This window comes from Pseudomonas sp. GW821-FHT10B02, from assembly GCF_059415665.1.
Window position 1 is genome coordinate 118,970 of record NZ_JBWKNR010000009.1, and the last position, 25,117, is coordinate 144,086.

Genomic DNA, 25,117 nt, shown 5'->3' on the forward strand with positions numbered 1-25,117 from the left:
TCTGAGGCGTTCCAGGATCAAGAAATGCTCAGAGAGCTTGTAGGATGGGCCCGTTCCCACAGGGTGCTGATTCTTCCCTGTGGGAGCGGCGATGCACAATTCGACTTATCCCGCGTTAAGGCCTGACATTACGCCACATCCACCAAAACGATCTCGCTGTCTTCCAGCGCCGTCACCCTGAGCACCTGCTCATCCTCAATGGCAACACCATCGCGCGCTTCGGCCCGCACACCGTTCACCTCGATCAGCCCCTTGGCCGGCACCAGATAGCCACGCCGTCCGGCCTCAAAGCGATACTCAGCGCTTTCCCCTGCCTGCAGGGTTGCCGCCACCAGGCGCGCATCGGCGCGAATGCGCAGGCTGCCTTCATCGCCTTCACGACCGCTGGCCAGGGTCACGAAACCTTCGCCGCGCTCGCCTTTCGGGAAGGGCCGGGTGCCCCACGAAGGCGCCTGTCCGACGCGCTCTGGCACGATCCAGATCTGGAAGATCCGCGTATCGACTTTTTCCAGGTTGTACTCACTGTGGGTGATGCCGGTACCGGCACTCATCACCTGTACGTCACCGGCCTCGGTGCGGCCCTTGTTGCCCAGGTTGTCCTGATGGCTGATGGCGCCTTCACGCACATAAGTGATGATTTCCATGTCGCGGTGCGGGTGCGGCGGGAAGCCGCTGCCTGCCGCAATCAGGTCGTCGTTCCAGACCCGCAGGTTGCCCCAGTGCATCCGTTGCGGGTCGTAGTACTCGGCAAAGGAAAAATGATGGTGGGCGTCGAGCCAGCCATGGTTGGCATGGCCAAGGCTCTTGAAAGGGCGCAGTTGCAGCATGATGGGCTCTCCTGGTGAGTCGGTTGATGGGAGAATCATCGCTGAATCTATGATCGAAATTAAGCGTAAATTTCGGCTGATTCTCATCGATTTGTTGGATATATAGAGCTACGGTGCTTTATACGCTTCATCGTCTAATTCACTGATCTGCAAGCAATCAGCTGGTGATTTCTGCCGGATGGAGCGAACATGAGCGCAGGTTTTTTCTTGTTGGAGTCAGTGTGTCTGAAGAGCGTCCCAAGCTACCCCTGGAGTTGACTCCACCTGCGCAACTGCCCTGGATCCGGCGCCTGGCGGCGCGCCTGCTGGGCCGGGGCTTGAGCCGTTTACAGGCCCAGCACCGCGATTCCTGGTTCCAGGGCCACGCCACCGGCCAGCGCACCGGGCACGCCGACGGTTTGCGCGAAGGCTACGAAGAAGGGCGGGTGGACGGCTATGAAGCCGGGCGCCAGGTGCTGGTGATCCGTGATACGCGTCCCGACGGCCATGGCGTGCCGGGGCAGGATGACCACCTGTTCGACGACTGGCGCCTGCCGTTGACGGCCGAGTTGAAGAAGCGCTTCAAGGCTGACGTCGCCCAGCGCCTGCCAGCGTATGCCCAGCCAAGCGCGGCGCAGTGGAAGATGATCTTCAGCGACACGCCTTCCACCTGCGTGATCGCGGGTGCCGGGGCTGGCAAGTCGACGTCGCTGGTGCTGCGCATCCTGTTGTTGCGTCATTACCTGGGCTACGAGCTGGACGCCATGACCGTGGTGACTTTCACCCGTGAGTCGCGCAAGGATTTCATTGCCCGTCTGGTGCAGGTCTTCGGCCTCTGGCAGCTTGAGCTGAGTCCCGCCCAGGCCCGCGAACTGGTGCGCACCTTCCACTCGCGCATCCTGCCGCTGGTGCGTAGTCTGCCGGGCTTCAGCCAGGTGCGTGCGTTCGAGACCCTGGGCAGCGAGATGCCGGGGGGCAGCGAAGCCAGCGCCGAGAGTAATCCGTTCGACCTGCGCATCAACGACGCCCAGCGCCAGCAACTCAACCTGTGCTACCGCGACCTGCTCAACAGCAGCCCGCGGTTTGCCGAGCTGATTGCCAGCCTGCGCCGCGAAGCCCTGCAGCTCAAGGCCCTGGACCGCGATCACCCGGATGTGCAAAAGCGCGTGGCAGTCACCCAGCTGTCCGCCAGTCGTGACGAAGAGCTGTGCGACACCCTCGAAGACCTCTGGTTTGCCGCCGGTGCCTGGCCGATCAAGGGTATCGAGCCGAGCCGCGAGACAGTCGAGATCAACGGCAGCCGGTTCCACTTCCATGGCCATATCGCCGAGCTGGATGCCTGGGTCGTGCTCGGTTTCGATCCGGGTGAAAACCAGCAGTACAAGCGCCCCGGGGCCAAGCTTCCGGTTTGGGCGGAGTGGGTGATCAAGCGCACCCTGTTTCAAGCTTTCTGCGATAAGCCTGTGATTTGGTTGGAAAATTATGCTGCAGCCAAGCGCCTGACATCCTCTCTGGCGGGTGATGCAGTGGCCGGACCGGGCTTCGATTACAAAGTCAAGGGTGAGCTGTCGGCGGTGCCGCTGCTCGATGCCTTTGTCGGCGCCGCAGGCTTTATCGAGAACCTTGGGCTCGAAGTAAACCAGGCGGTGGGCGCCATGAGCTTTCCCGCAGGCGACAGCGATGCGCAGTTCTTCGAAGCCCTGGGCCTGTACTGGAAGGCCCTGGAGGCGCACCTGCTCGCCCAGTCGCCACCGATCATGAGTTACAACCGCATGTTTGCCCTGTTTGGCGAGAACAACCCGGAGAACCTGCGCTTGTTGCCTGACCCGCTGTTGCGGCCGCTGGCACACCTGATGATCGATGAGTTCCAGGACGTCTCGCCGCAGATCGTCTCGTGGTTGCGGGCCTGCCTGCGCGAGATCCGCAGACGTGGCCCAAGCCTCAACGTCGGGCGAGTAGCCCAGCACTCCTCGCTGTTGTGTGTGGGGGACGATTGGCAGTCGATCTATGGCTGGCGTGGCAGTTCGCCGAAATTCTTCATGGAGTTCAGCAAGGAGTTCGTGTCCCCAGCCAATACCCGGGTGATGCTTGCTGACAACTACCGCAGCCATCAACACATCATCGACGCGGCCGAGCATATCGTGAAGTCGGCGCCGGCGATCACTGGCAAGAAGGCCAGAGCCTGTGGTCCGGCGGCAGAGGATCCGCTGCCGGTCAAAGTGCTTGAGCGTGACGAAGCGGCCTTGGCGCAAACGTTGATGGAGCATTACCGACGCGGCGAATCGGTGATGATGTTGTTTCGAAAAAGTAGCGATAAGCTATTGATATCTGAGCATATTAAGCCTTTGGTAAATCATGAGGCCGGGCTGCCAACCAGCCAGCGCCGGTTCCGCCAACTGACCTATCACAGTGCCAAGGGACTGCAGGCAGATGCGGTGTTCATGCTCGGTGATTGCCAGCACCTGACCAGTTCGCCGTACAAGAACCAGGTGTACCGTCAGGCGGGGCTCGGGCGTGCGGGGGATCCGCTGGCGTTCGACAGCGCCCAGAAGGATGAAGTGTTGCGTCTGGCTTATGTGGCCATCACGCGTGCGGCCAGGCATTGCTATTGGTATGTGGAGAAACCCACGGGTGAGGCGGCCAACTTGCCAAGGGCATCGAGCCAGGTGGATGGGCGCAAGGTGTTTTTCGAGGATGGCCGTGACGCTGCGGGGTGAACTGTGGGAGCTGGCCTTGCCAGCGATGCAGACGCCGCGCAACTACTGGCACCGAGTTGATAGCATCGCCGGCAAGGCCGGCTCCCACAGTGATTCGGGAGCCGGCTCCTGTTTGAAGTTACGATCAGGCTTTGAGCGCCGCATCCGGCTTGACCGCCGGCACCGGTTTGCCGATTGCCTGCTCGACCCGCTGTGCGGCGGCCGGGTCATCGGCAAATGGCATCAGGCTGACCTGGTCGTCCACCTCGCGGCTATGGCCGCGCAGGCAGACGCTGGTGACCAGGTAGAAGAACACGACCCCGTTCAGGCAATACAGCGCATACAGCCACTCGTTCATGGGTGTTCTCCTCAGGCCATCTGGGCGTTGGACAACGCCAGCTTTTCATCTGCTACACGCACCGTGCGCCAGGTGTTGTAAGCCATCAGCAGCATGCCCGTGAGGAACAGCACCCCGCCAATGAAGCGCACCAGGAAGCCCGGATGGCTGGCCACCAGCGCTTCGACAAAGGAGTAGGTGAGGGTGCCGTCTTCGTTGGTGGCGCGCCACATCAGGCCCTGGGCGATACCGTTGACCCACATCGAGGCGATGTACAGCACGGTGCCGATGGTGGCCAGCCAGAAGTGCGCGTTGATCAGGCCGATGCTGTGCATCTGCTCGCGGCCGAAGACTTTCGGGATCATGTGATAGAGCGATCCGAAGGTGATCATCGCCACCCAGCCCAGAGCGCCGGCATGGACGTGGCCGATGGTCCAGTCGGTGTAGTGCGACAAGGCGTTGACGGTCTTGATTGCCATCATCGGGCCTTCGAAGGTCGACATGCCGTAGAACGCCAGCGACAGCACCAGAAAACGCAGGATCGGGTCGCTGCGCAGCTTATGCCAGGCACCCGAGAGGGTCATCATGCCGTTGATCATGCCGCCCCAGCTCGGTGCCAGAAGGATCAGCGACATGGCCATGCCCAGCGATTGCGCCCAGTCGGGCAGGGCGGTGTAGTGCAGGTGGTGGGGACCTGCCCAGATGTACAGGGTGATCAGCGCCCAGAAGTGCACGATCGACAGGCGATAGGAGTACACCGGCCGGCCAACCTGCTTGGGTACGAAGTAATACATCATGCCGAGGAAGCCTGTGGTCAGGAAGAAGCCCACGGCGTTATGCCCGTACCACCACTGGACCATCGCGTCGGTGGCGCCGGAGTAGACCGGGTAGGACTTGAACCAGCTGACCGGAATCGACAGGTGATTGACCACGTGCAGCATGGCGATCACCACGATGAAGGCACCGAAGAACCAGTTGCCGACATAGATGTGCTTGGCCTTGCGGCGCATCAGGGTGGCGAAGAACACGATGCCATAAGCGACCCAGACGATTGCCATCCATACCGCACCGGTGAACTCGATCTCGGCGTATTCCTTGGTGGTGGTCAGGCCCAGCGGCAGGCTGATCAGCATGATGACGATGGTCGCCTGCCAGCCCCAGAAGGTGAAGGCTGCCAGCTTGTCGCTGTACAGGCGCACCTGGCAGGTGCGTTGGACCGCATAGTAACTGGCGGCAAATTGTGCGCTGCCGGCAAAACCGAAGATCACCAGGCTGGTGTGCAGGGGGCGCAAGCGACCGAAGCTGGTCCAGGGCAGTTCAAGATTGAGTTCCGGCCAGACCAGCTGCGAGGCGATCCATACGCCCATCGCCATGCCGACGATGCCCCAGAACACCGTCATGATGACGAATTGCCGGACCACCTTGTAGTTATAGGCCTGGGCCTGTTGATGTGTGCTCATGGCTAGTTTCCACAGTTCCTGTAAGGCTCGTCCTGCCGAAAAGGGCAGGACACCGGCGCAGACTGTAGGAACCTGCCGATATTCAAAACAGACTCAGAAACTGGGCATAACACCGGATCAGATAAAAGCCCCGTATTTACTGGGGATAATCCTCTCTGATATGCACAAGGTGCGACGATTTACCCCTGTTCTGTCCGAAAATTCCCAGAATACCGTGGCTTTCTGCCGCATACCTGTGCCAGTGGAATTACCTTGACATCACCTTCAGGGCGCCCTCAAAATTTCTATAAACTTTGCGCGCAAAGTTTTAAGCTTTACCGCAAGATCGTGTCAGTGATGCGCAATCAACAATGAAGCCAATCCGCCATCGAGCGTGTGCGCCGGTGCTTACACGCCGGGACCAGCACCGCCGCCAGAGCGGGACACTATAAGAACGATGGGAGCAACAGATGAAGCTTTCCAAGGAACTCGTCATCCAGGCAAAAGCGACGTTCGGGACACCGACCTACCTCTACGATGAAGCGGTGCTGCGCAGCAGTTTCAACGAGTTGCGTGACGCATTGCCGGACTGCGTGGATATCTTCTATGCGTTGAAGGTCAATCCCAATCTGTCCCTGGTGAAACTGATCCGGTCATACGGCGGTAACACTGAGGTTTGCTCGCTGGGCGAGTTGGAAATTGCCCTGAAGGCAGGGGTGGCGCCGCAGGACATTATTCTGCTAGGCCCCTACAAGAAGCCTGAAGAGCATCGCCGTGCCCTCGAAATCGGGGTGTTCGCCATCGTTGTCGAATCGGAAAGCGAGTTGCGCAAGTTGTCTGCCCTGGCTGGGGAGCTGGGCTGCGACGCACCGGTTGCGATTCGCATCAATCCGAATTTCTCGGCTGCCGGCTCACCCTGGAAGATGGGCGGGCGGCCTACTCACTTCGGTATCCAGGAAGACACCGCAGTGGCCAACTTCGCCGAGTACCTGGCGCTGCCCAACATCAGGATCAAGGGTATTCACGTCTATAACGGCACCAAGATCCTTGATGCGCAATCGGTCTACGATAACGCCGCGTACATTCTCGGCTTGTTCCGCACCTTGTCTGAACGCCACAAGCTGGACATGCGCATGGTCGATGTGGGTGGCGGCCTGGGTATCAAGTACTACGAAAACGAAACAGAGCTCGATACCGCCCAGCTCAAACAGTTGCTTGCGCCGCTGTTCAATGATTTCCATCAGCAATTCCCGCGTACGCGCATCATCCTTGAGTCGGGGCGTTTCATTGCCGGTAAGTGCGGTGCCTTGCTGGTCACGGTCGACAATATCAAGGAAAACCACGGCAAGACCTTTGCCGTCACCGATGGCGGCACCAATTGCCACGGTGCTGCAGCGGGCAGCGGTCAGGTGCTCAAGCGCAACTTCCGCATCATCAAGGCCACCGGCAATAACGGTGCGCCGCTGCGCGAATACCATATCTCCGGACCGCTCTGTAGTCCCGATGACCTGCTCGGGCGCGATGTGCGCCTGGAAACCCTGCATGAAGGCGATGTTCTGGCCGTGACCGCCTCGGGTGCGTATGGCCCTTCGGCCTCGCCGACCCTGTTCCACAGTCATGGTCACCCGGCCGAAGTGGTGGTCAGCAACAACCAGCTGTTTCTCGCCAGGGCGCGGCAGACCGCCGTGGACATTCGCGACAGTCATGCCGATGTGCCGCTTGAAGCGATGCTCAGTACCGCCGCCGCAGCCGAACCTGCCGCTGAAATCCAGCTGGCGACCCAGCGTCAGCTCAGCGACATCCTGCGGGTGGTACTGAAGTTACCGGAAGGCACGATCATCACGGCCGACTCTCACTTGCGTGATGACCTGGGGCTGGACTCATTGACCTCCATGGAGCTGCTGATCAGCCTGGAGGACGATATCGAAGGCTTTTTCGTCAACCCGGACACCATTGTTCCGGGGCATTTCAATACCGTGGCGACCCTGGCCGGTTACATCGATGCTCATCGACAGACCCGCTCGGTGGGGCGCCCGCTGGGCGTTGTCGAGGTGCAGCATGAGCGTGCGTGAAGTCCTTCTGCAGGATGTGCTGGAAACCCGCAACGGTTTGCATCCGGACAAAGCTGCGATCATCTATGCCGATGAAACCTACACCTATGCGCAGCTGGACGAAGCCAGCGCGCGCCTGGCGGCCGGCTTGCAGGTCAATGGCCTGCAGCGCCAGGAGCGGGTGGTGGTGTGCCTGGGCAACCGCGTCGAAACCGTATGCGCCTTCTGGGGGATCCTCAAGGCCGGTGGCGTAGTGGTCAATGTCGGCCTGGATACTGCGGCCGACTGCCTCGACTATATCGTTCGCGATGCCGAGGCCTCGGTGTTGATCACCACCACCGAGAAAATCGCCAGCCTGCCGGCGAGCATCGCCGACCTCGCGCATCTCAAGCTGATCGTGCTGCTCGATGGCGAAGCCGGTTCGACCGTGGCCCAGACCTTTGAAAGCCTGCTCGGCCAGGGCGGCGGCGAGCCGTTGCCGTGTGGCAACCTTGACCTCGACCTGGCGGCGATCATCTACACCTCAGGCTCCACCGGCGCGCCCAAAGGCGTGATGCTGACTCACCGCAACATGCTCGCGGCGCTGACCTCACTGCACACCTACCTGGGGTACAACGACACCGACAAGGTGCTTTGCTCGCTGCCGCTGTCGTTCGATTACGGTTTGTACCAGATGATCATGGCCATCAGTGCCGGGTCTACCCTGGTGCTGGAAAAGGAATTCACCTGGCCGATTTTCCTGATCAGGAAGATCCGTCAGTACCAGGTGACGGTGATCCCGTTCGTGCCGACCATGCTGACGCTGCTGCATGAGTACGCGCGCAAGCGCGAGGCGGTGTTTGCCGATGTGCGCATGGTTACCAACACCGGTGCCGCGCTCAAGGCGCCGCATATCGCCCAGATGAAGGCGCTGTTTCCCCAGGCGCTGATTTTCTCGATGTATGGCCTGACCGAGTGCAAGCGCTGCACCTACCTGCCACCTGAAGACATCGACAGCAAACCGGGCAGTGTCGGTATCGCCATTCCCAACACCGAATTGTGGCTGGTGGACGAGCAGGACCAGCGTATCGATCAGCCTCATCAGGTCGGGCAACTGGTGATTCGTGGCGCCACGGTCATGGCCGGCTATTGGCGCAACCCAGCAGCCACTGCGCTCAAGCTCAAGCCTGGGCGCTATCCGGGGGAAAGCGTGCTGTATACCGGGGACTACTGCAGCCTCGACGAGGACGGTTATTTGTATTTTCGCGGCCGCATGGACCACATGATCAAGTCGCGGGGCATGAAGGTCAGCCCCAGTGAAGTGGAGGGCTTTCTCTACGCCATCGACGGTGTCGAAGCCGCTGCCGTGGTCGGTGTCGAACACGCTTCGGTCGGCGAGGGACTGTGTGCGTTCATTACCTTGGGGCAAGGTGTGAGCCTCAGCGCCGAGCAATTGCTTGAACGTTGCCGTCATGGCCTGGAGGCGTACAAGGTGCCGTTATCGATCAGCATCGAGAGCAGCCTGCCACGCACCGCCAACGGCAAGATCGACCTGCTGCAGTTACAGCGCTCGGCACGCACCACACAGTCGCTGGTGGCCGGATGACAGCCGGTGCACGGCGGCCCCACAGGGAGAGCCACCCATGAGTCCGGGCCACAGCGGTCGCGACCAATCGCTGGACGTCAATGGCAACCACTTTGCCTTGCGTACCTGGGGTAATGAACGCGGGCATCCGGTGCTGGCCTTGCACGGCTGGCTGGACAATGCCGCCTCCTTCGAGCGCATCGCGCCGTTGTTGCGCGACTGCTTTGTGGTTGCCCCGGACCTGGCCGGGCACGGACGCTCGCAACATCGCCGGGCCGACAGCGGTTACTACCTGTGGGAACACGCCGACGATATGAACGCCCTGGTCGAGTGCCTGGGCTGGAAGCGTTTTTCCGTACTCGGCCATTCCATGGGCACTGGCGTGGCGTCGATTCTTGCGGCGATGAGCCGGGGTATCGACAGCATGGTGTTTCTCGATGGCTTGGGCGCACCGTTTACTGTGGACGACGGCAACACCGTCGAGCACATGCGCAAGGCGCAACGCTTGCTGCGGTTGGCGTTGCGCACCCGTCTGCACGGTTTCAGCGGGCCTGAAGAAGCTCAGTTCAGCAGCCTGGAGGCCGCCATCAACGAGCGGCGTAACAGCATCGACGGCAGCCTCTGTGCCGAAGGGGCACGCTTGCTGGCCCTGCGTGATCTGCTCAATCTGGGGCATGGCTTTCGCTGGCGCCATGACCCGCGCCTGGTGCTCCCCGAACCGCTGCAACTGACCGAACGTCAGGCTTGTGAGTTCCTGCAGCAGATCAGTTGCCCTTTGCATGTGCTACTCGGACGCCAGGGGCTGTTCATGGGTAATGCCTTCGACAAACGAAAAAACGCCTTGCCTGCGGATACCCGTGTGCACTGGCACGACGGCGGTCATCATTTTCACCTGGATGCCCCCACGCCTGCGCTGATCGAACAGCTCAATGCAGCGCTGGGACAGGGTGATTCGGGGCCGCGGCAACGCTTAGTCAATGAGTAATGGAGTACGCGTGTGAAAGATTTCTGGATTGCTCCGTCGATTCTGGCGGCCGATTTCGCCCGGCTGGGAGAGGAGGCCGAGCAGGTGCTGGCCGCCGGTGCCGATGTCATCCATATCGATGTCATGGATAATCACTATGTGCCCAACCTGACCATGGGCCCGCAGTTCTGCAAGGCCTTGCGCAGTCACGGCATTACCGCGCCGATCGATGTGCACTTGATGGTGACGCCGGTGGACGGCATGATCCAGGCCTTCGCCGAGGCAGGCGCCGATTACATTTCGATTCATCCCGAGGCAACCCTGCACCTGGACCGTTCCGTGCAACTGATCAAGGACCTGGGTTGCAAGGCGGGGCTGGTGTTCAACCCGGCCAGTACCCTGGACGCTGCCCAGTACGTGCTTGACCGGCTTGACCTGATCCTGCTGATGTCGGTCAACCCGGGCTTCGGCGGCCAGCGTTTCATCCCCCAGGTGTTGCCCAAGATTGCCGCAGCGCGCAAGCTGATTGATGACAGTGGCCGCAACATCCGCCTGGAAGTGGACGGCGGCGTCAACCTGGAGACTATCGGGCAGGTTGCCGCGGCGGGCGCGGACATGTTCGTTGCCGGCACGGCAATCTTCGCCCAAGACAACTACCGCGAAACGATCTCGGCCTTGCGTCGCCAGATTGCAGACGCTGTGACCAACCGCACCTGATAATAAGCGGACTTACCCACGATTCTCGCGAATCCAGCATGAGTTACCTGTCCTTGCATAACAATACCGAAATCACCTTGCAGGCGTTCAGTCGGGTCAAGGGAGGTGGGCATGCTTGACCCGACCTTCGACTTCGACAAGATGCTGTGCTTCTCGCTGTACTCGACCGCCAACGCCATGGTCCGCGATTATGCCGAGCCATTGAAAAAGCGTGGCATCACCTATCCGCAATTGCTGGTGATGGCCGGATTGTGGGGCAAGGATGATGTGTCGATCAGCGCCTTGAGTGAATTGACCCTGTTTGACCTGGGTACCTTGACGCCTATTGTCAAACGCCTGGCCGATAATGGCTTTATCACCGTGTACCTCGACCCGAACGATCGCCGTCGGCGCAACCTGCTGCTGACAGACAAGGGCCGTGAACTCAAGGCCGAAGCGGCCCAAGTGTTCAATAGCATGGCCTGCAAGATCGACCTTGGGGAGAGCGAGGTGCAGCAGGTGCTGAGCGTGTGCCAGCGGATTCGTTCGCGGTTGCGCTGATGCAGGCCTTGATCAGCCCTGGAGAAACTCCGGCGTATTGAAGTTGCTCAAGCGCCGATCATCCTCCGGGTATTCCAGCGCCCGCACCGGATGCTTGAGCAACGCCCGCTGAATCCCTCGATCACCCTGTTGCCAGGCCTGTTCAAGGTCATCGCGCAAGGCGCAAGGGATCAGGCTGAACATCGGCTGCCAGTAACCACCCTGGCGAATCATTGCCGGTTGCCCCTGGTCATTGGCCTGGCTGAGCAGATCAACAATCAGCGCGCTGTCGATCAATGGGGCATCACAGGCCAGCACCAGCATCCAGGGATGGCGTGCCACTGCAAGCCCCGCCAGCACGCCGGCCAGCGGCCCGGGGAAGTCGGCCTGGGCGTCACTGACCAGTTGATCGGCAAAGGGCCGGTAGTGGTCCTGGTTGCGGTTGCAGGAAATGATCAGGTCATCGGTCAGGGGCCGCACGACCGCCTGGATATGGGCAATCAGTGGCTTGCCCTGCCAGGGCAGCAGGCCCTTGTCCTGGCCGCCCATGCGCTGGCCGCGACCGCCGGCCAGCAGAAGAATGGAGCAGGGTGGAGTGGCGGCGGGCATGGTCAGGGTTCCTGGCAGTGTCAGCCGCTTACCTTCCCATGCACGCCGTCAACTGTCCAGATCAGTGCTCTTCGAGCGCGGCCTGTGGCTGTTGTGCCCGGGTCCGGCGCTTGCCGGTCAGGCGCATGACCACGACGAAGAACACCGGCACGAACACCACCGCCAGCGTGGCACTGAGCATACCGCCGATCACCCCGGTGCCGATCGCCTGCTGGCTGGCCGAGCTGGCGCCGCTGGCAATCGCCAGCGGTACCACGCCGAGGATGAACGCCAGTGAGGTCATGACAATCGGCCGCAGGCGCAGGCGCGCGGCCTGTACCGTCGCTTCCAACAGGTCATGGCCGTCATCGACCAGGCTCTTGGCGAACTCGATGATCAGGATGGCGTTCTTCGCCGACAGGCCGATCAGGGTGATCAAGCCGACTTTGAAGAACACGTCGTTAGGCATGCCGCGCAAGCTCACGGCGATCACCGCACCGAGCACACCCAGCGGCACCACCAGCAGTACCGAGGTCGGAATCGACCAGCTTTCATACAACGCCGCCAGGCACAGGAACACCACCAGCAGCGACAGCGCCATGAGCATCGGTGCCTGGGCGCCAGACAAGCGTTCCTGCAGCGACAGCCCGGTCCACTCCAGGCCCATTCCCAGCGGCAGTTGATCGACCAGGCGCTGGATCTCCTCCATCGCCTGGCCCGAGCTGTAGCCCGGTGCCGGCTCGCCCGACACCGCGATTGCCGGGTAACCGTTGTAGCGCGTCAGTTGTACCGGGCCGGTGATCCACTTGGCCTGGACAAAGGCGGACAGCGGAACCATCTTGCCGCTGTTGTTGCGCACATGAATCTTCAGCAGGTCTTCGACCTGAGCGCGCTGGTCGCCTTCGGCTTGCACCACCACGCGCTGCATGCGCCCCTGGTTGGGGAAGTCGTTGACGTAGTTGGAGCCCACCGCGGTATTGAGCACATTGCCAATATCGGCAAAGGACACGCCCAGGGCGTTGGCCTGCTTGCGGTCGACTTCGAGCTGTACCTGTGGGCTTTCGGCCAGGGCGCTTTCACGCACGTTGACCAGCACCGGGCTCTTTTCGGCATTGGCCAGCAGCTGGTCGCGCGCCGCCATCAGTGCCGCATGGCCGAGGCCGCCACGGTCCTGCAGGCGGAACTCGAAACCGCTGGAGGTACCCAGGCCGTCCACCGGTGGTGGCAGCACGGAATAGGCAACGGCGTCCTTGAGCTGGCTGAAGGCCGCATTGGCGCGGTCGGCAATCGACTGGGCACTGTCGTCGGCACCGCGCTCGGACCAGTCCTTGAGCGTGGTAAAGCCCAGCGCCGCGTTCTGACCGTTGCCGGAGAAGCTGAAACCGAGAATCAGCGTGCTGTTGCCAACCCCTGGTTCTGTGGCGTTGTGCGCCTCGATCTGCGCCGCCACCGCTTCGGTACGCGCCCGGCTGGCGCCTGGCGGCAGCTGGATGTCGGTGATGGTGTAGCCCTGGTCTTCGGTGGGCAGGAACGAGGAGGGCAACTGGCTGAAGCCGTAGACCAGGCCCGCCACCAGCACCAGGTACACCATCAGGTAGCGGCCGCTGCGCTTGAGGGCCTGGATCACCCAGCGCTGGTAGCCATTGCTGAGGTTTTCGAAGCGGCGGTTGAACCAGCCAAAGAACCCGCGTTTTTCGTGGTGCTCGCCCTTGGCGATGGGTTTGAGCAGCGTGGCGCACAGGGCCGGGGTCAGGCTCAGGGCGAGGAACGCCGAGAACAGGATCGACACCGCCATCGACACCGAAAACTGCTGGTAGATAACTCCCACCGAGCCGCTCATGAAGGCCATGGGCAGGAACACCGCCACCAGCACCAAGGTAATGCCGACAATCGCGCCGCTGATCTGGCCCATGGCTTTTTTCGTCGCTTCGCGCGGCGCCAGGCCTTCTTCGCTCATGATCCGCTCGACGTTCTCCACTACGACAATGGCGTCGTCCACCAGGATACCGATGGCCAGGACCATGCCGAACAGGGTCAGCACGTTGACCGAAAAGCCCAGCAGCATCATCACCGCGAAGGTGCCCATCAGCGCCACCGGCACCACCAGGGTCGGGATCAGGGTATAGCGGATGTTCTGCAGGAACAGGAACATCACCGCAAACACCAGGGCCATGGCTTCGAGCAGGGTGGTAATCACTTGCTGGATCGAAACCTTGACGAACGGCGAAGTGTCGTAAGGGATATCGAACTTGGCGCCCGCTGGCAGGTAACGCGACAGCTCGGCAAGCTTGGCCTGCACCAGGGTCGCGGTTTCCATGGCGTTGGCGCCGGGCGACAGCTGCACGCTGAAGGCACTGGTGGGTTTGCCGTTCAGGCGGGTGCCGTATTGATACTCCTGGCTGCCGATCTCGACCCGGGCGACATCGCCAATGGTCAAGCGCGAACCGTCCGGATTGGCACGCAAGACAATGTCTTCGAACTCCTGCACCGTGCTCAGCTGGCCCTTGATCACCACGTTGGCGGTAATTTCCTGGCTGCCGGTGGTGGGTAGGTCGCCGATGCTGCCTGGCGCGACCTGGGCGTTCTGGGCGGCAATCGCCTCGTTGACATCATCCGGGGTGAGGTTGAAACCGATCAGCTTCTGCGGGTCGAGCCAGATCCGCATGGCCCGTTCCGAGCCATACAGCTGGGCCTTGCCGACGCCCTTGAGGCGGCGGATCTCGTTCATCACGTTGCGCGCCAGGAAGTCGCTCAAGGTCACTTCATCGAGACTGCCGTCCTCGGCGGTGAGGGTCACCAGCAACAGGAAGCCAGTGGACACCTTTTCCACCTGCAGGCCCTGCTGGGTAACCGGCCGCGGCAGGCGCGACTCGACCACTTTCAGGCGGTTCTGCACATCGACCTGGGCCAGGTCCGGATTGGTGCCCGGTTCGAAGGTGGCGGTAATGGTGGCGCTGCCCAGGCTGCTTTGCGAGCTGAAGTAGAGCAGGTTGTCGGCGCCGTTGAGCTCCTCTTCGATCAGGCTGACCACGCTTTCGTCGATGGTCTGCGCCGAAGCCCCCGGATAGACGGCATAGATTTCTACCTGCGGCGGCGCCACGTCGGGGTACTGGGCGACCGGCAACTGCGGAATCGCCAGGGCACCGGCCAGCAGGATGAACAGCGCGACCACCCAGGCGAATACCGGGCGATCAATGAAAAACTGCGGCATGAATCAGGCCCTCACTGGCCGGTGGTCTGAACGATGGAAGGGGCGTCCTTGCCCGCGTTGTCGACCTGTACCTGGTCGCCTGGATTGACGTGCTGCAGGCCTTCGATCACCACCCGGTCACCGGGGGCCAGGCCTGCGCTGACGATCCAGCGGTCGTGTTGCACGCCGCCGAGCACTACCGGGCGCTCGCTGATGCGCTGCTGGGCATCGACCAGCAATACCCGTGGATTGCCGGCGCTGTCCCGCAGGATGGCGCGCTGCGGCACGCTGATGCCTTGCTGTTTGATCGCTTGCTCCAGGCGTACGCGAATGAAACTGCCCGGCAGCAGGTCAAGGTCGGGGTTGGGGAACTCGCTGCGCAAGGTGATCTGCCCGGTGCTCGGATCGACACTGATGTCGGAGAACAGCAGCTTGCCCGGCAGCGGGTAGGGCGTGCCGTCGTCCTGGATCAGCGTTGCGCCGGCCTGGTCCTGACCGACCTGTTGCAGCTCGCCGGCGCGCAAGGCGCGACGCAGGGCGGTGAGTTCGCGGGTCGACTGGGTGACATCGGCATGGATCGGGTCCAGTTGCTGGATGGTTGCCAGCGGCGTGCTCTCGTTCTGGCCGACCAGTGCACCCTCGGTTACCAGGGCACGGCCGATGCGCCCGGAAATCGGTGCGGTGACGGTGGCGTAACCCAGGTTCAGCTTCGCCCGTTCCAGCGCGGCCTTGGCTTCGGCGACGGCCGCATCGGCCTGCATCAGCGCGGCGCGGGCGTTGTCGTGGTCCTGGCGGCTGACGGCGTTGATGGTGATCAGTTCGCGGTAGCGCTGATCCTGCAGGCGCGCCTGGTAGCGCGTGGCCTCGGCCTTGGCCAGGGTCGCGCGGGCGCTGTCGTAATCCGCCTGGAACGGCGCCGGGTCGATGCGGAACAGCACGTCGCCCTGTTTGACGTCGCTGCCCTCACGGTACACGCGCTTGAGCACCACGCCGGCCACACGGGCGCGGACCTCGGCGGTACGCGGGGCGAGGATACGGCCATTGAGCTCGGTGCTGATGGCCAGCGGCTGGATTTTCACCGTCTCGATGCTGACGGTGCTGGGCGGTGTCTGCTGTTCTTCGAGGGCGCTGTCATTGCACGCGCTCAGGGACAGCGCGATGGCAAACAGCGGTAGCAGGGCGCACAGACGGGCGGGGCTTGAACTGAACATGCGGATCTTCCATAAATGACCCGGCAATGCTAAGGCAGGAGGCCAACGTCCAACTGTTAAGCTGTGTAGGCCGAGTGTGAAAAAGTGTGAAGGGTTGCGCTGGCTGCGCACAAGGTCCTATATCCTTGCCTGACTTTCCCAGCCTGTCAAACTAGCCATGCCGAATATCCTTCTGGTCGAAGACGACTGCGCCTTGTCCGAATTGATCGCCAGCTACCTGCAGCGCAATGAGTTCTGCGTCACGGTGATTGCCCGTGGTGATCATGTGCTGGCCGAGGCTCGCCGCAGCAAACCGGACCTGGTGATCCTCGACCTGATGCTGCCGGGCCTTGATGGCCTGCAGGTCTGCCGCCTGTTGCGCGCCGAGTCGCAGTCGTTGCCGATCCTCATGCTCACCGCCCGTGACGACAGTCATGATCAGGTGCTCGGGCTGGAGATGGGCGCCGACGACTATGTCACCAAACCCTGCGAACCACGGGTGCTGCTGGCCCGGGTGCGGACCTTGCTGCGCCGCAGCAGCATCAATGAGCCGCGCCTGGAAACCGATCTGATCGTGGTCGGCGGCCTGCGCATCGACCTGGCCGAACGCAATGTGTTCTGGCGCGAGCAATGGGTGGAACTGTCCAGCGGTGAGTACAACCTGCTGGTGGTACTGGCGCGCAATGCCGGCGTGGTGCTCAGCCGCGATCGCATCCTGCAACAGCTGCGCGGCATCGAATTCAATGGCACCGACCGTTCGGTGGACGTGGCCATCTCCAAACTGCGGCGCAAGTTCGACGACAGCGCCGGCGAAGCGCGCAAGATCAAGACCGTGTGGGGCAAGGGCTATCTGTTCAGCCGCCTCGAGTGGGAGTTCTGACACCGGTATGCTGAAGATCCTGATTCGCCTGTACCTGGTGATCATCGCCGCGTACGCCGGTGCCCTGTTGCTGATCCCCGACGCCATTGTCGGGGCGTTTCATGAGCGCTTCATCGCCTACAACCTGAACCAGGCCAAGGGCGTGCAAAAGCTCATTGTCGAGCGCTTTCAACAGGTCCCGGCCGAGCGTTGGCCGGCAGTGGAGCGTGAACTGGCGGCGGACTTCGCTCCGCTGCAGATCGAGCTGCGGCGCCAGGACCAGATCGGCCTGGCGCATGCCGACCGGGCGCGGCTGGCGGCTGGCGAGAATGTCGTGCGCCTGGGCGACTGGGGCTATTACAAGTCGGCTCTGGCACCTCTGGACGCGACCTGGGCGGTGGAACTGCGCAATCCCCCGGACCCACTGGATATCAACCTGATTTCCTGGGGCGTCACGGTGCTGATCGTTGCCGCCTTGCTCGGCTGCCTGCTGCTGTGGGTCTGGCCGCACTGGCGTGACCTCGAGCGCCTCAAGGAAACCGCCCGCAGCCTGGGCCAGGGGCGCTTGTCGGAACGTACGCAGATCCCGGCGCGCTCGAACATTGGCGAACTGGCCGAGGTGTTCGACACCATGGCCCAGGATGTCGAACGGTTGCTGACCCAGCAACGCGAACTGCTCAACGCCGTCTCCCATGAACTGCGCACGCCGCTGACCCGCCTTGATTTTGGCCTGGTGCTGCTGTTCGACGAAGTTCCGCCGCAGTGCCGCAAGCGCTTGCTGGAACTGGTCGGGCATGTGCGTGAGCTGGACGAACTGGTGCTTGAGCTGTTGTCCTACAGCCGCTTGCAGAACGCCGATCAGGCGCGCGAACGCGTCGAGGTGTCGTTGCTGGAGCTGGTCGACAGCATTCTCGGCAGCTTTGCCGAAGAACTCGATGGCCGCGGTATCGAATGGCAGGTGCGTGCCGAAGACAACCTGCCGCGCTTTATCCTCGACCCGCGCCTCACGGCCCGGGCCTTGCAGAATCTGGTGCGCAATGCCATGCGCTACTGCGACCGGCAATTGTTGCTGCGCCTGAGCCTGGATGCCGAGGGTCACTGCCTGCTGACTGTCGAGGATGACGGCATCGGTATTCCAGCGGACCAGCGTGAATTGATCTTTCAGCCGTTCTACCGCCTCGACCGCAGCCGTGATCGCGCCACCGGTGGCTTTGGCCTGGGGCTGGCGATCAGCCGGCGGGCGATCGAAGGACAGGGTGGGACCTTGACCGTGAGCCAGTCGGCGTTGGGCGGCGCGCAGTTCAGGATTCGTCTGCCGCGGGGCTGAGCAGGGGATTTGTGGCTTCCCGCCACAACACATACCGATCCTTGCCGCCATGCTTGGCCTGATACAGGGCTTCATCCGCCTTCACCAGCGCATTGCTCAGGTTGTCTTCGCGGCGTATCCGGGTCAGGCCAATGCTGATGGTGACCGGGTGCTCGGCGGCATCTTCGCGGACCCGTTGGCACAGCGCATCGACGCGCTGCTCGGCGTCAGCCTGATTAATGCCCCAGAGGTAGATGGCAAACTCTTCACCCCCCAGGCGTGCGTACTCGAACTCGGTCATCGAGGCCTTGATGTTAGCCGCGGTACGTTTGAGCACGACGTCGCCGATGTCGTGGCCGAACTGGTCGTTGACCTTCTTGAAATTGTCGATATCGACCATCGCCAGGTAGCGGCTCTGCTCGTCGTCTTCCTGCAGGTGGGTCTGCGCCTTGGCCATGAATGAGCGGCGGTTGGGGATCTCGGTGAGGGCGTCGACGTAGGCCTGGTCCAGCAGCACCTTGGACATGTAGAAGTTGTACAGCTTGGCGCGGCGCATTTTCAGGTAGGTGTAGAGGATCAGGCCGTTGATGAACACGGCGTAGCAGATGAACATCACGCCGCGCAGATCCAGCAGGTGCAAGCCGGGTACCTGGAAGGGGTGAAGATTGATCCAGGTGATCACCAGCGCGGCGAAAAACGACCAGCGCCGCACCGGCAGTACCGACACGCTGTACAGCACGCTGGAGGCGCCCAGCATCAGCCAGGCCGGGCGCAGTTCCTGCGGCAGGCCTTCGATCACCAGGCGCATGGCCAGGGTGATGATGCCGATGAATACCAGGTTGAGAAGGTCGAAGTGCCCGGCCTTGCGGGTAAACGCCAGGATGATGCTGAGGGTCGCCATGACCGTGATGAAGGCCATCGACTTCCAGGTGAAGTCCTGCTGGCCGAGGTAGCTGACGATCAGGTCGAACAGAAGCCAGATGCCGATGCTGATGCCGAAGATCAGTAGGCAGAACGAATGCAGACTTTCGAAATCATGCTGGCGAAACTCCCGGCGCAGCTCGGGCGGTGCGATATTCCTGCGCACCTGTTGTTCGATGGTCTTGTACATGGCGGCCTTGCGTATTCGATGAGTTCTTGTAGTGCTTCCATTGCCGCTCAAGATTAGCAGGCCCGCTACGCAGGGGTAACATCGACCAACGCCAACCTCATGGCTCGGGACGTTCGCGAGGGTTTTCCTCAAGCCAGCGGCTCAGCCGTTCGGCGATACGCTCGCTCGCATGGCCATCGCCATAGGGGAGGAAGACGCGACTCATCCGCTTGTAGGCTTCAGGGTCGTCGAGCAGCACGCAGGTTTCCTTGACGATCCGCTCGGTCTGGGTACCCACCAGTTTCACGGTGCCGCCTTCGAGCACCGAGTGTCGCTCGGTGACTTTACGCAGTACCAGCAGCGGCTTGCCCAGCGCCGGTGCCTCTTCCTGGATGCCGCCGGAGTCGCTGAGGATCAGGTAGGCGCGGTCCATCAGCCAGACGAAATGCTGGTAGTCCTGAGGGGGTACCAAGAGCATGTTCGAATGGCGCGAGAGCAGCGGGTACACCGATTTTTGCACCTGTGGATTGAGGTGCACCGGGTAGACGAACTGTATGTCCGGGTAGCGCAGGGCCAGTTCCGCCAGGGCCAGGCAGATGCGCTCGAAGCCCGGGCCGAAGTTTTCCCGACGGTGGCCGGTGATCAGCACCAGCCGCTGGTCATCGCGCAACTGCGCCAGCGGGGAGCCTGCGCCCGGCTTCCAGCGGCTCTTGATCAAGTGTTCGCGCATCCACAGCAAGGCATCGATGACGGTGTTGCCAGTGACTTCGATCTGCTCGGGCGCCACGCCTTCATGCAACAGGTTGTCGCGGGCGCGGTTGGTGGGCGGGAAATGCAGGTCGGCGAGTACTGAAGTCAGGCGCCGGTTGCCTTCTTCGGGCCAGGGCGACTTGAGATTGCCGGAGCGCAATCCGGCTTCGACATGACCGATGGGGATCTGCCGGTTGAAGGCGGCGAGGGCGGCAATAAAGCTGGTGGTGGTACTGCCATGGACCAGGACGATGTCTGGCTGGATCCGCGCGTAGGTGGCGTCCAGCTGTGCCAGCAATTGCTGTGACAGGCTGTTGAGGGTCTGGTTCTGGGCCATTACCCGCAGGTCTTCATCCACGCTCAGACCAAAGTCCCGAAGCACCTGCTGAAGCATTTCCCGGTGCTGGCCGGTGGAGCAGATGTTCAGCTCGATGTCCGGCCACAGCCGCAATATTTGCGCCAAGGGGGCCATCTTGATCGCTTCAGGACGGGTACCGAACACCATCATGACTTTGTAGGCCATTGTTGTGCGCTTTTTCCGCTTCTGTAGGCTTTAGATACAAGCAGCAGAAGGCCGGGTTGTCCACTGACTGTAGGAGCGGATTCAGGTGTTCAACTGACCTTGCAACCAATCGAGAAAAGCCCGCAGCGCCGGTTCGCGCTGGCGCCCCGGCAGCCACACCGCGCTGTACTGCGCCGCCGCCAGGCGCACGTCTTCGCGCCATGGCTGCAGCAGGCCCTGCCTGACACTGTCGGCCACCAGCACGTTGCTCGCCAGCACCAGGCCATAGCCGGCGGCGGCTGCCTGCAAGGCGTAATGCTCATCGTCATAGTGATGAAAGCGTGCGCGCTGCAGCCAGTCTTCGCAACCGGCCAGGGCGCACCAGCGCGGCCAGTCGATGATCACCCCGCTGACCGATACCCAGGGCACTGCAAGCAACGACAAGGGCTGATCGGCAGGCGGCTCCTGCCAGCCGGGCGGGGTGTACACCGAAAAATACTCCGCCAGCAGCGGCAAACGCTGCAACCCGGGGTCGGGGTTGAATTCGGCGCGCAAGGCCAGGTCGAAACTGTGGTCGCGCTGCAGGTCGACCACCTCGCTGCCGGTCAGCACCCGTACCTGGATGTCGGCATGGCGGCGATGGAAGTCGCCCAGGCGCGGGATCAACCACAGGCTGGCAAAGGCGGCGGTGGTGGTCAGGGTCAGTTGCTGGCGATCGCAAGGTGGTTGCAGCTCGCCGAGGCTGCGCTGCAGGTCGGCCAGCCCCTGATGCACCTGGCGATACAGGCGCTCACCGGCTTCGCTGAGCATCACCCCTTGCGCGCTGCGTTGAAACAGTAGCAGGCCAAGGTGCGATTCCAGGCGCTTGATCTGGTGCGAGACGGCTGCCGGGGTCACCGCCAGTTCGTCGCTGGCAGCCTTGAAGCCGCCCAGACGAGCCGCCGATTCGAAGGTGCGCAAGGCCGTCAGGGGCAGTTTGGCGAACACGGTGCTCAAGCCAATTGAGGGAGACTCAATTTAGCTCAATTGAACCGGCGCCTCAACGCAGCTAGGGTGGTGGCTCATTTCCCGAATGGAGCCGGTCATGCAAGGCAAGGCGCGTAAAGTGGTTCAGGCCATCCTCTACGAAACCATCGCGGTGGTGTGTGTCGCTCCGGTGCTGTCCTGGGCCTTCGATGCCAGCATGGCCCACTCCACGGCGTTGTCGTTGATCCTCTCGGCCGTGGCCCTGACCTGGAACATGTTCTACAACTGGGCGTTCGAACACTGGGAAGCCCGCCAGCAGCAACGCCGGCGTACCCTGTGGCGGCGCTTCCTGCATGCCTTGGGTTTCGAAGGCGGCCTGGTGCTGATTCTCCTTCCGGTGGTCGCCGGTTGGTTGCAGATCAGCCTGTGGGCGGCACTGTTGACTAACCTGGCGCTGTTCCTGTTCTTCTTTGTCTATGCCTTTGTCTTTCAGTGGGGTTTCGACCGGGTATTCGATGTGCCTGAGTCGGCGCGCGAGCCCGCTTGACTTTGACTGCTGGCCTGCGCTAGTTTCCTCGCAATGAACACATTCCTGCAGTCGCCTCAGCAAAGCATTATTACCGCCATTATCGTTTTGGCGGGCTAGCTGGCACTTGCACCGAACCCGCCCTGGAGGCGGGTTCTTTCTCTCTCTCCTGGGCACTTTAAAAAACCAGGAGTCACTGATGACCAGCCTTGCCGTTAGCCCTCGCACACCGTCCGCGTCGCTGAACCTGCTGTCCGACTATGTGCGGCGCATTCTTGCTGCACCGGTGTACGACCTGGCAATCGAGACGCCCCTGCAGTTGGCGCCAGCCTTGTCCGCGGCCCTGGGCAATCAGGTGCTGCTCAAGCGTGAAGACCTGCAACCGACTTTCTCGTTCAAGATCCGCGGCGCCTATAACCGTCTCAGCCGCCTGAGCCCGGCTCAGCGCGGCCGTGGAGTAATCACTGCATCGGCCGGCAACCACGCCCAGGGGGTGGCCCTGGCGGCCCGTGAACTGGGCATGCGCGCCACCATCGTCATGCCGACCACCACACCGGAATTGAAGGTCAACGGGGTACGCTCACGCGGTGGTGAAGTGGTCCTGCATGGCGACAGTTTTCCTCATGCCCTGGCCCATGCGCTGAAACTCGCCGACAGCGAAGGCGCGACCTTTGTCCCGCCCTTCGACGATCCGGACGTGATCGCAGGCCAGGGCACGGTGGCCATGGAGATCCTGCGTCAGCAGCCGGGCGCACTGGATGCGATCTTCGTTCCCGTGGGGGGCGGCGGCTTGATCGCCGGGATCGCCGCCTACGTCAAATACCTGCGCCCTGAAGTGAAGGTGATCGGCGTCGAACCCCAGGACTCCAACTGCCTGCAGGCCGCCATGCTGGCCGGCGAGCGGGTGGTGCTGGCGCAGGTCGGCAGTTTTGCTGAAGGCGTTGCCGTGGCGCAGATCGGTGCGCATTGCTTCGAGCTATGCCGACACTATGTGGACGAGGTAATCACCGTCAGCAACGATGAGCTGTGCGCCGCGATCAAGGATATCTACGACGACACCCGCTCGATCACCGAACCGTCCGGCGCCCTGGCGGTGGCCGGGATCAAGAAGTACGTCGTTCGCGAGCAGGCCCAAGGCCAGACCCTGGTGGCGATCGACTCGGGGGCCAACGTCAACTTCGACCGCCTGCGCCATGTCGCCGAACGCGCCGAGCTGGGCGAGCAGCGCGAAGCGATCATCGCCGTGACCATCCCGGAGCAGCCCGGCAGTTTCCGCGCCTTCTGCCAGGCCCTGGGCAAACGCCAGATCACCGAGTTCAACTACCGCTATTACCCGGGCAAGGAAGCGCGGCTGTTTGTCGGCGTGCAGACTCACCCGCAGCATGATCCGCGCGATCAGTTGCTGGCCAGCCTGAGTGCCCAGGGCTACAGCGTGCTCGATCTGACCGATAACGAACTGGCCAAGCTGCACGTACGCCACACGGTGGGCGGGCATGCCGGGCCGGGGGCGAAAGAGCGGGTGATGCGCTTTGAATTCCCGGAGCGTCCAGGGGCTTTGCTGGGCTTTCTGGAGCGTCTGGGCAAACGCTGGAACATCAGCCTGTTCCACTACCGCAACCACGGTGCGGCTGAAGCACGGGTGTTCGCGGCGCTGGAGGTGCCGGAAGAAGAGCAGGCCGGCTTGCCTGCGGCCCTCGATGCCATGGGTTATCGCTACTGGGATGAAACCGACAACCCGGCCTACCGGTTGTTCCTCGGCTGAGCAAGGCTTGCCCCAGATCAACACGTAGTGGGGCATAGAGGCGGATCCTGAAGGCAATGGAATATTGCACGAGGGTTTCGCCATGAGCAGCACGTTCTTCATCCCCGCCGTCAACATCATGGGCATCGACTGCCTCGACGAAGCGATGGCCGCCATCGCCGGCTACGGATTGCGCAAGGCGCTGATCGTCACCGACACCGGCCTGGCCAAGGCCGGGGTCGCCGAGCGTATTGCCGAACTGCTGGCGATGCGTGACATCGACTCGTCGATTTTCGACGGCGCCAAACCCAACCCCAGCATCGCCAACGTCGAGCAAGGCCTGGCGCAGTTGCAGCGCGAGCGCTGCGATTGTGTGATTTCCCTCGGTGGCGGCTCGCCCCATGACTGCGCCAAGGGCATTGCCCTGTGCGCGACCAACGGCGGCAAGATCAGCGACTATGAGGGGGTCGACCGCTCGGCCAAGCCGCAGCTACCGTTGATTGCCATCAACACCACGGCTGGCACAGCCAGTGAAATGACCCGTTTCTGCATCATCACCGACGAGGCGCGCCATGTGAAAATGGCCATCGTCGACCGCAACGTCACGCCCTTGCTGTCGGTCAACGACCCGGCATTGATGGCGGCCATGCCCAAGGGCCTGACCGCAGCGACCGGTATGGATGCGCTGACCCACGCCATCGAGGCCTATGTCTCCACGGCCGCCACACCGATTACCGATGCCTGTGCCATCAAGGCCATTGAACTGATCAGCCAGAACCTGCGCCAGGCCGTGGCCGTTGGCAGCGACTTGCAGGCGCGGGAAAACATGGCCTATGCGCAGTTCCTCGCCGGCATGGCCTTCAATAACGCCTCGTTGGGTTATGTGCACGCCATGGCGCACCAGCTGGGCGGTTTCTACGACCTGCCGCATGGTGTGTGCAACGCCGTACTGCTGCCGCATGTACAGCGCTTCAATGCCAAGGTCAGCGCCGCGCGTTTGCGTGATGTAGCCAAGGCGATGGGTGTGGAGGTGTCCGGCATGAGTGCGGAGCAGGGCAGTGATGCGGCGATTGCAGCGATTGAGAGCCTGTCGCGGGACATCGATATCCCGGCCGGTCTGGCAGTGTTGGGCGCCAAAGAAGCGGATGTGCCGACCCTGGCCAGTAATGCGCTGAAAGATGCCTGTGGCCTGACCAACCCGCGGGTGGCCAGTCAGGAGGAGATTGAGGGTATCTTCAAGGCTGCCTTTTAAGCACATCGCGGGGCAAGCCCGCTCCCACAGGTTTATCACAAACCTGTGGGAGCGGGCTTGCCCC

20 protein-coding genes are annotated in these 25,117 nt (G+C 62.2%); 11 read left to right on the top strand and 9 right to left on the bottom strand.

Annotation, left to right across the window (positions count from 1 at the left end):
- Window positions 1-128 precede the first annotated feature (128 nt).
- Window positions 129-827 (bottom strand): pirin family protein, encoded by a 699-nt coding sequence (locus AC07OF_RS15175; RefSeq protein WP_157192380.1) that lies wholly within the window; start codon window positions 825-827, stop codon window positions 129-131.
- A 221-nt stretch (window positions 828-1,048) separates the two neighbouring features.
- On the opposite strand from AC07OF_RS15175, the gene AC07OF_RS15180 reads away from it, so the two are divergent.
- On the top strand, window positions 1,049-3,523 hold the full coding sequence (locus AC07OF_RS15180) for a UvrD-helicase domain-containing protein (protein ID WP_495073097.1): 2,475 nt from the start codon (window positions 1,049-1,051) through the stop codon (window positions 3,521-3,523).
- A 124-nt stretch (window positions 3,524-3,647) separates the two neighbouring features.
- Here AC07OF_RS15180 and AC07OF_RS15185 read toward each other — a convergent pair whose 3' ends face one another.
- Together AC07OF_RS15185 and ccoN are read right to left on the bottom strand one after the other, a co-directional pair.
- Entirely contained in the window at window positions 3,648-3,860 is a 213-nt protein-coding gene (locus AC07OF_RS15185; RefSeq protein WP_038610403.1) for a hypothetical protein, read from the bottom strand.
- An 11-nt stretch (window positions 3,861-3,871) separates the two neighbouring features.
- Window positions 3,872-5,299, bottom strand: a complete 1,428-nt coding sequence (gene ccoN / locus AC07OF_RS15190; protein ID WP_157192382.1) for a cytochrome-c oxidase, cbb3-type subunit I — start codon at window positions 5,297-5,299, stop codon at window positions 3,872-3,874.
- Between the two features lie 449 nt (window positions 5,300-5,748).
- On the opposite strand from ccoN, the gene AC07OF_RS15195 reads away from it, so the two are divergent.
- From AC07OF_RS15195 to AC07OF_RS15215, 5 genes are all read left to right on the top strand, one after another.
- Entirely contained in the window at window positions 5,749-7,350 is a 1,602-nt protein-coding gene (locus tag AC07OF_RS15195; RefSeq protein ID WP_495073098.1) for a phosphopantetheine-binding protein, read from the top strand.
- On the top strand, window positions 7,337-8,914 hold the full coding sequence (locus tag AC07OF_RS15200; RefSeq protein WP_157192384.1) for a class I adenylate-forming enzyme family protein: 1,578 nt from the start codon (window positions 7,337-7,339) through the stop codon (window positions 8,912-8,914). Before AC07OF_RS15195 ends, AC07OF_RS15200 begins: the two co-directional genes overlap by 14 nt.
- Before the next feature lie 37 nt (window positions 8,915-8,951).
- The gene (locus tag AC07OF_RS15205; RefSeq protein WP_157192385.1) at window positions 8,952-9,878 is read left to right on the top strand and encodes an alpha/beta fold hydrolase; all 927 of its coding nucleotides are present in this window, start codon (window positions 8,952-8,954) and stop codon (window positions 9,876-9,878) included.
- Window positions 9,879-9,890: 12 nt separating this feature from the next.
- Window positions 9,891-10,574 (top strand): ribulose-phosphate 3-epimerase, encoded by a 684-nt coding sequence (gene rpe / locus AC07OF_RS15210; RefSeq protein ID WP_157192386.1) that lies wholly within the window; start codon window positions 9,891-9,893, stop codon window positions 10,572-10,574.
- A gap of 111 nt (window positions 10,575-10,685) precedes the next feature.
- Window positions 10,686-11,114: a MarR family winged helix-turn-helix transcriptional regulator gene (locus AC07OF_RS15215; RefSeq protein ID WP_157192387.1), complete on the top strand. Its 429-nt coding sequence runs from the start codon at window positions 10,686-10,688 to the stop codon at window positions 11,112-11,114.
- A gap of 12 nt (window positions 11,115-11,126) precedes the next feature.
- Here the strand turns inward: AC07OF_RS15215 and mobA are convergent, their stop codons facing one another.
- The 3 genes from mobA to AC07OF_RS15230 all read right to left on the bottom strand — a co-directional run bounded on the left by mobA (window position 11,127) and on the right by AC07OF_RS15230 (window position 16,082).
- Window positions 11,127-11,702 (bottom strand): molybdenum cofactor guanylyltransferase MobA, encoded by a 576-nt coding sequence (mobA, locus tag AC07OF_RS15220; RefSeq protein WP_157192388.1) that lies wholly within the window; start codon window positions 11,700-11,702, stop codon window positions 11,127-11,129.
- A 61-nt stretch (window positions 11,703-11,763) separates the two neighbouring features.
- Window positions 11,764-14,892, bottom strand: a complete 3,129-nt coding sequence (locus tag AC07OF_RS15225) for a multidrug efflux RND transporter permease subunit (protein ID WP_495073099.1) — start codon at window positions 14,890-14,892, stop codon at window positions 11,764-11,766.
- Between the two features lie 11 nt (window positions 14,893-14,903).
- Window positions 14,904-16,082 (bottom strand): efflux RND transporter periplasmic adaptor subunit, encoded by a 1,179-nt coding sequence (locus AC07OF_RS15230; RefSeq protein WP_157192390.1) that lies wholly within the window; start codon window positions 16,080-16,082, stop codon window positions 14,904-14,906.
- Window positions 16,083-16,239: 157 nt separating this feature from the next.
- Between AC07OF_RS15230 and AC07OF_RS15235 the strand changes: the two genes are divergently transcribed.
- Both AC07OF_RS15235 and AC07OF_RS15240 read left to right on the top strand, forming a co-directional pair.
- Complete coding sequence (locus AC07OF_RS15235; protein ID WP_157192391.1) at window positions 16,240-16,941, top strand: response regulator; 702 nt, start codon at window positions 16,240-16,242, stop codon at window positions 16,939-16,941.
- A 7-nt stretch (window positions 16,942-16,948) separates the two neighbouring features.
- Complete coding sequence (locus AC07OF_RS15240; protein ID WP_157192392.1) at window positions 16,949-18,247, top strand: ATP-binding protein; 1,299 nt, start codon at window positions 16,949-16,951, stop codon at window positions 18,245-18,247.
- Here the strand turns inward: AC07OF_RS15240 and AC07OF_RS15245 are convergent.
- The 3 genes from AC07OF_RS15245 to AC07OF_RS15255 all read right to left on the bottom strand — a co-directional run bounded on the left by AC07OF_RS15245 (window position 18,222) and on the right by AC07OF_RS15255 (window position 21,555).
- A complete protein-coding gene (locus AC07OF_RS15245; protein WP_495073100.1) occupies window positions 18,222-19,337 on the bottom strand; it encodes a GGDEF domain-containing protein in 1,116 nt (371 codons plus the stop codon). The genes AC07OF_RS15240 and AC07OF_RS15245 overlap by 26 nt on opposite strands.
- Window positions 19,338-19,434: 97 nt before the next feature.
- Entirely contained in the window at window positions 19,435-20,589 is a 1,155-nt protein-coding gene (wecB, locus tag AC07OF_RS15250; RefSeq protein WP_157192393.1) for a non-hydrolyzing UDP-N-acetylglucosamine 2-epimerase, read from the bottom strand.
- An 81-nt stretch (window positions 20,590-20,670) separates the two neighbouring features.
- Window positions 20,671-21,555: a LysR substrate-binding domain-containing protein gene (locus tag AC07OF_RS15255; protein ID WP_198325417.1), complete on the bottom strand. Its 885-nt coding sequence runs from the start codon at window positions 21,553-21,555 to the stop codon at window positions 20,671-20,673.
- Between the two features lie 97 nt (window positions 21,556-21,652).
- Between AC07OF_RS15255 and AC07OF_RS15260 the strand changes: the two genes are divergently transcribed.
- The 3 genes from AC07OF_RS15260 (at window position 21,653) to yiaY (ending at window position 25,053) form a co-directional block, all read left to right on the top strand.
- Complete coding sequence (locus AC07OF_RS15260) at window positions 21,653-22,081, top strand: PACE efflux transporter (RefSeq protein ID WP_157192395.1); 429 nt, start codon at window positions 21,653-21,655, stop codon at window positions 22,079-22,081.
- A gap of 178 nt (window positions 22,082-22,259) precedes the next feature.
- A complete protein-coding gene (gene ilvA, locus AC07OF_RS15265; protein ID WP_157192396.1) occupies window positions 22,260-23,822 on the top strand; it encodes a threonine ammonia-lyase, biosynthetic in 1,563 nt (520 codons plus the stop codon).
- An 82-nt stretch (window positions 23,823-23,904) separates the two neighbouring features.
- On the top strand, window positions 23,905-25,053 hold the full coding sequence (gene yiaY, locus AC07OF_RS15270) for an L-threonine dehydrogenase (protein WP_157192397.1): 1,149 nt from the start codon (window positions 23,905-23,907) through the stop codon (window positions 25,051-25,053).
- Window positions 25,054-25,117: the final 64 nt, after the last annotated feature.

Bases quoted from the DNA above. Each gene is read 5' to 3' on its own strand.
- wecB (WP_157192393.1), bottom strand. From the start codon at position 20,589: ATGGCCTACAAAGTCATGATGGTGTTCGGTACCCGTCCTGAAGCGATC.
- AC07OF_RS15240 (WP_157192392.1), top strand. From the start codon at position 16,949: ATGCTGAAGATCCTGATTCGCCTGTACCTGGTGATCATCGCCGCGTAC.
- AC07OF_RS15260 (WP_157192395.1), top strand. From the start codon at position 21,653: ATGCAAGGCAAGGCGCGTAAAGTGGTTCAGGCCATCCTCTACGAAACC.
- mobA (WP_157192388.1), bottom strand. From the start codon at position 11,702: ATGCCCGCCGCCACTCCACCCTGCTCCATTCTTCTGCTGGCCGGCGGT.
- AC07OF_RS15235 (WP_157192391.1), top strand. From the start codon at position 16,240: ATGCCGAATATCCTTCTGGTCGAAGACGACTGCGCCTTGTCCGAATTG.
- AC07OF_RS15215 (WP_157192387.1), top strand. From the start codon at position 10,686: ATGCTTGACCCGACCTTCGACTTCGACAAGATGCTGTGCTTCTCGCTG.
- AC07OF_RS15185 (WP_038610403.1), bottom strand. From the start codon at position 3,860: ATGAACGAGTGGCTGTATGCGCTGTATTGCCTGAACGGGGTCGTGTTC.
- AC07OF_RS15195 (WP_495073098.1), top strand. From the start codon at position 5,749: ATGAAGCTTTCCAAGGAACTCGTCATCCAGGCAAAAGCGACGTTCGGG.
- ilvA (WP_157192396.1), top strand. From the start codon at position 22,260: ATGACCAGCCTTGCCGTTAGCCCTCGCACACCGTCCGCGTCGCTGAAC.
- ccoN (WP_157192382.1), bottom strand. From the start codon at position 5,299: ATGAGCACACATCAACAGGCCCAGGCCTATAACTACAAGGTGGTCCGG.
- yiaY (WP_157192397.1), top strand. From the start codon at position 23,905: ATGAGCAGCACGTTCTTCATCCCCGCCGTCAACATCATGGGCATCGAC.
- AC07OF_RS15230 (WP_157192390.1), bottom strand. From the start codon at position 16,082: ATGTTCAGTTCAAGCCCCGCCCGTCTGTGCGCCCTGCTACCGCTGTTT.
- AC07OF_RS15225 (WP_495073099.1), bottom strand. From the start codon at position 14,892: ATGCCGCAGTTTTTCATTGATCGCCCGGTATTCGCCTGGGTGGTCGCG.
- AC07OF_RS15175 (WP_157192380.1), bottom strand. From the start codon at position 827: ATGCTGCAACTGCGCCCTTTCAAGAGCCTTGGCCATGCCAACCATGGC.
- AC07OF_RS15245 (WP_495073100.1), bottom strand. From the start codon at position 19,337: ATGTACAAGACCATCGAACAACAGGTGCGCAGGAATATCGCACCGCCC.
- AC07OF_RS15205 (WP_157192385.1), top strand. From the start codon at position 8,952: ATGAGTCCGGGCCACAGCGGTCGCGACCAATCGCTGGACGTCAATGGC.
- AC07OF_RS15200 (WP_157192384.1), top strand. From the start codon at position 7,337: ATGAGCGTGCGTGAAGTCCTTCTGCAGGATGTGCTGGAAACCCGCAAC.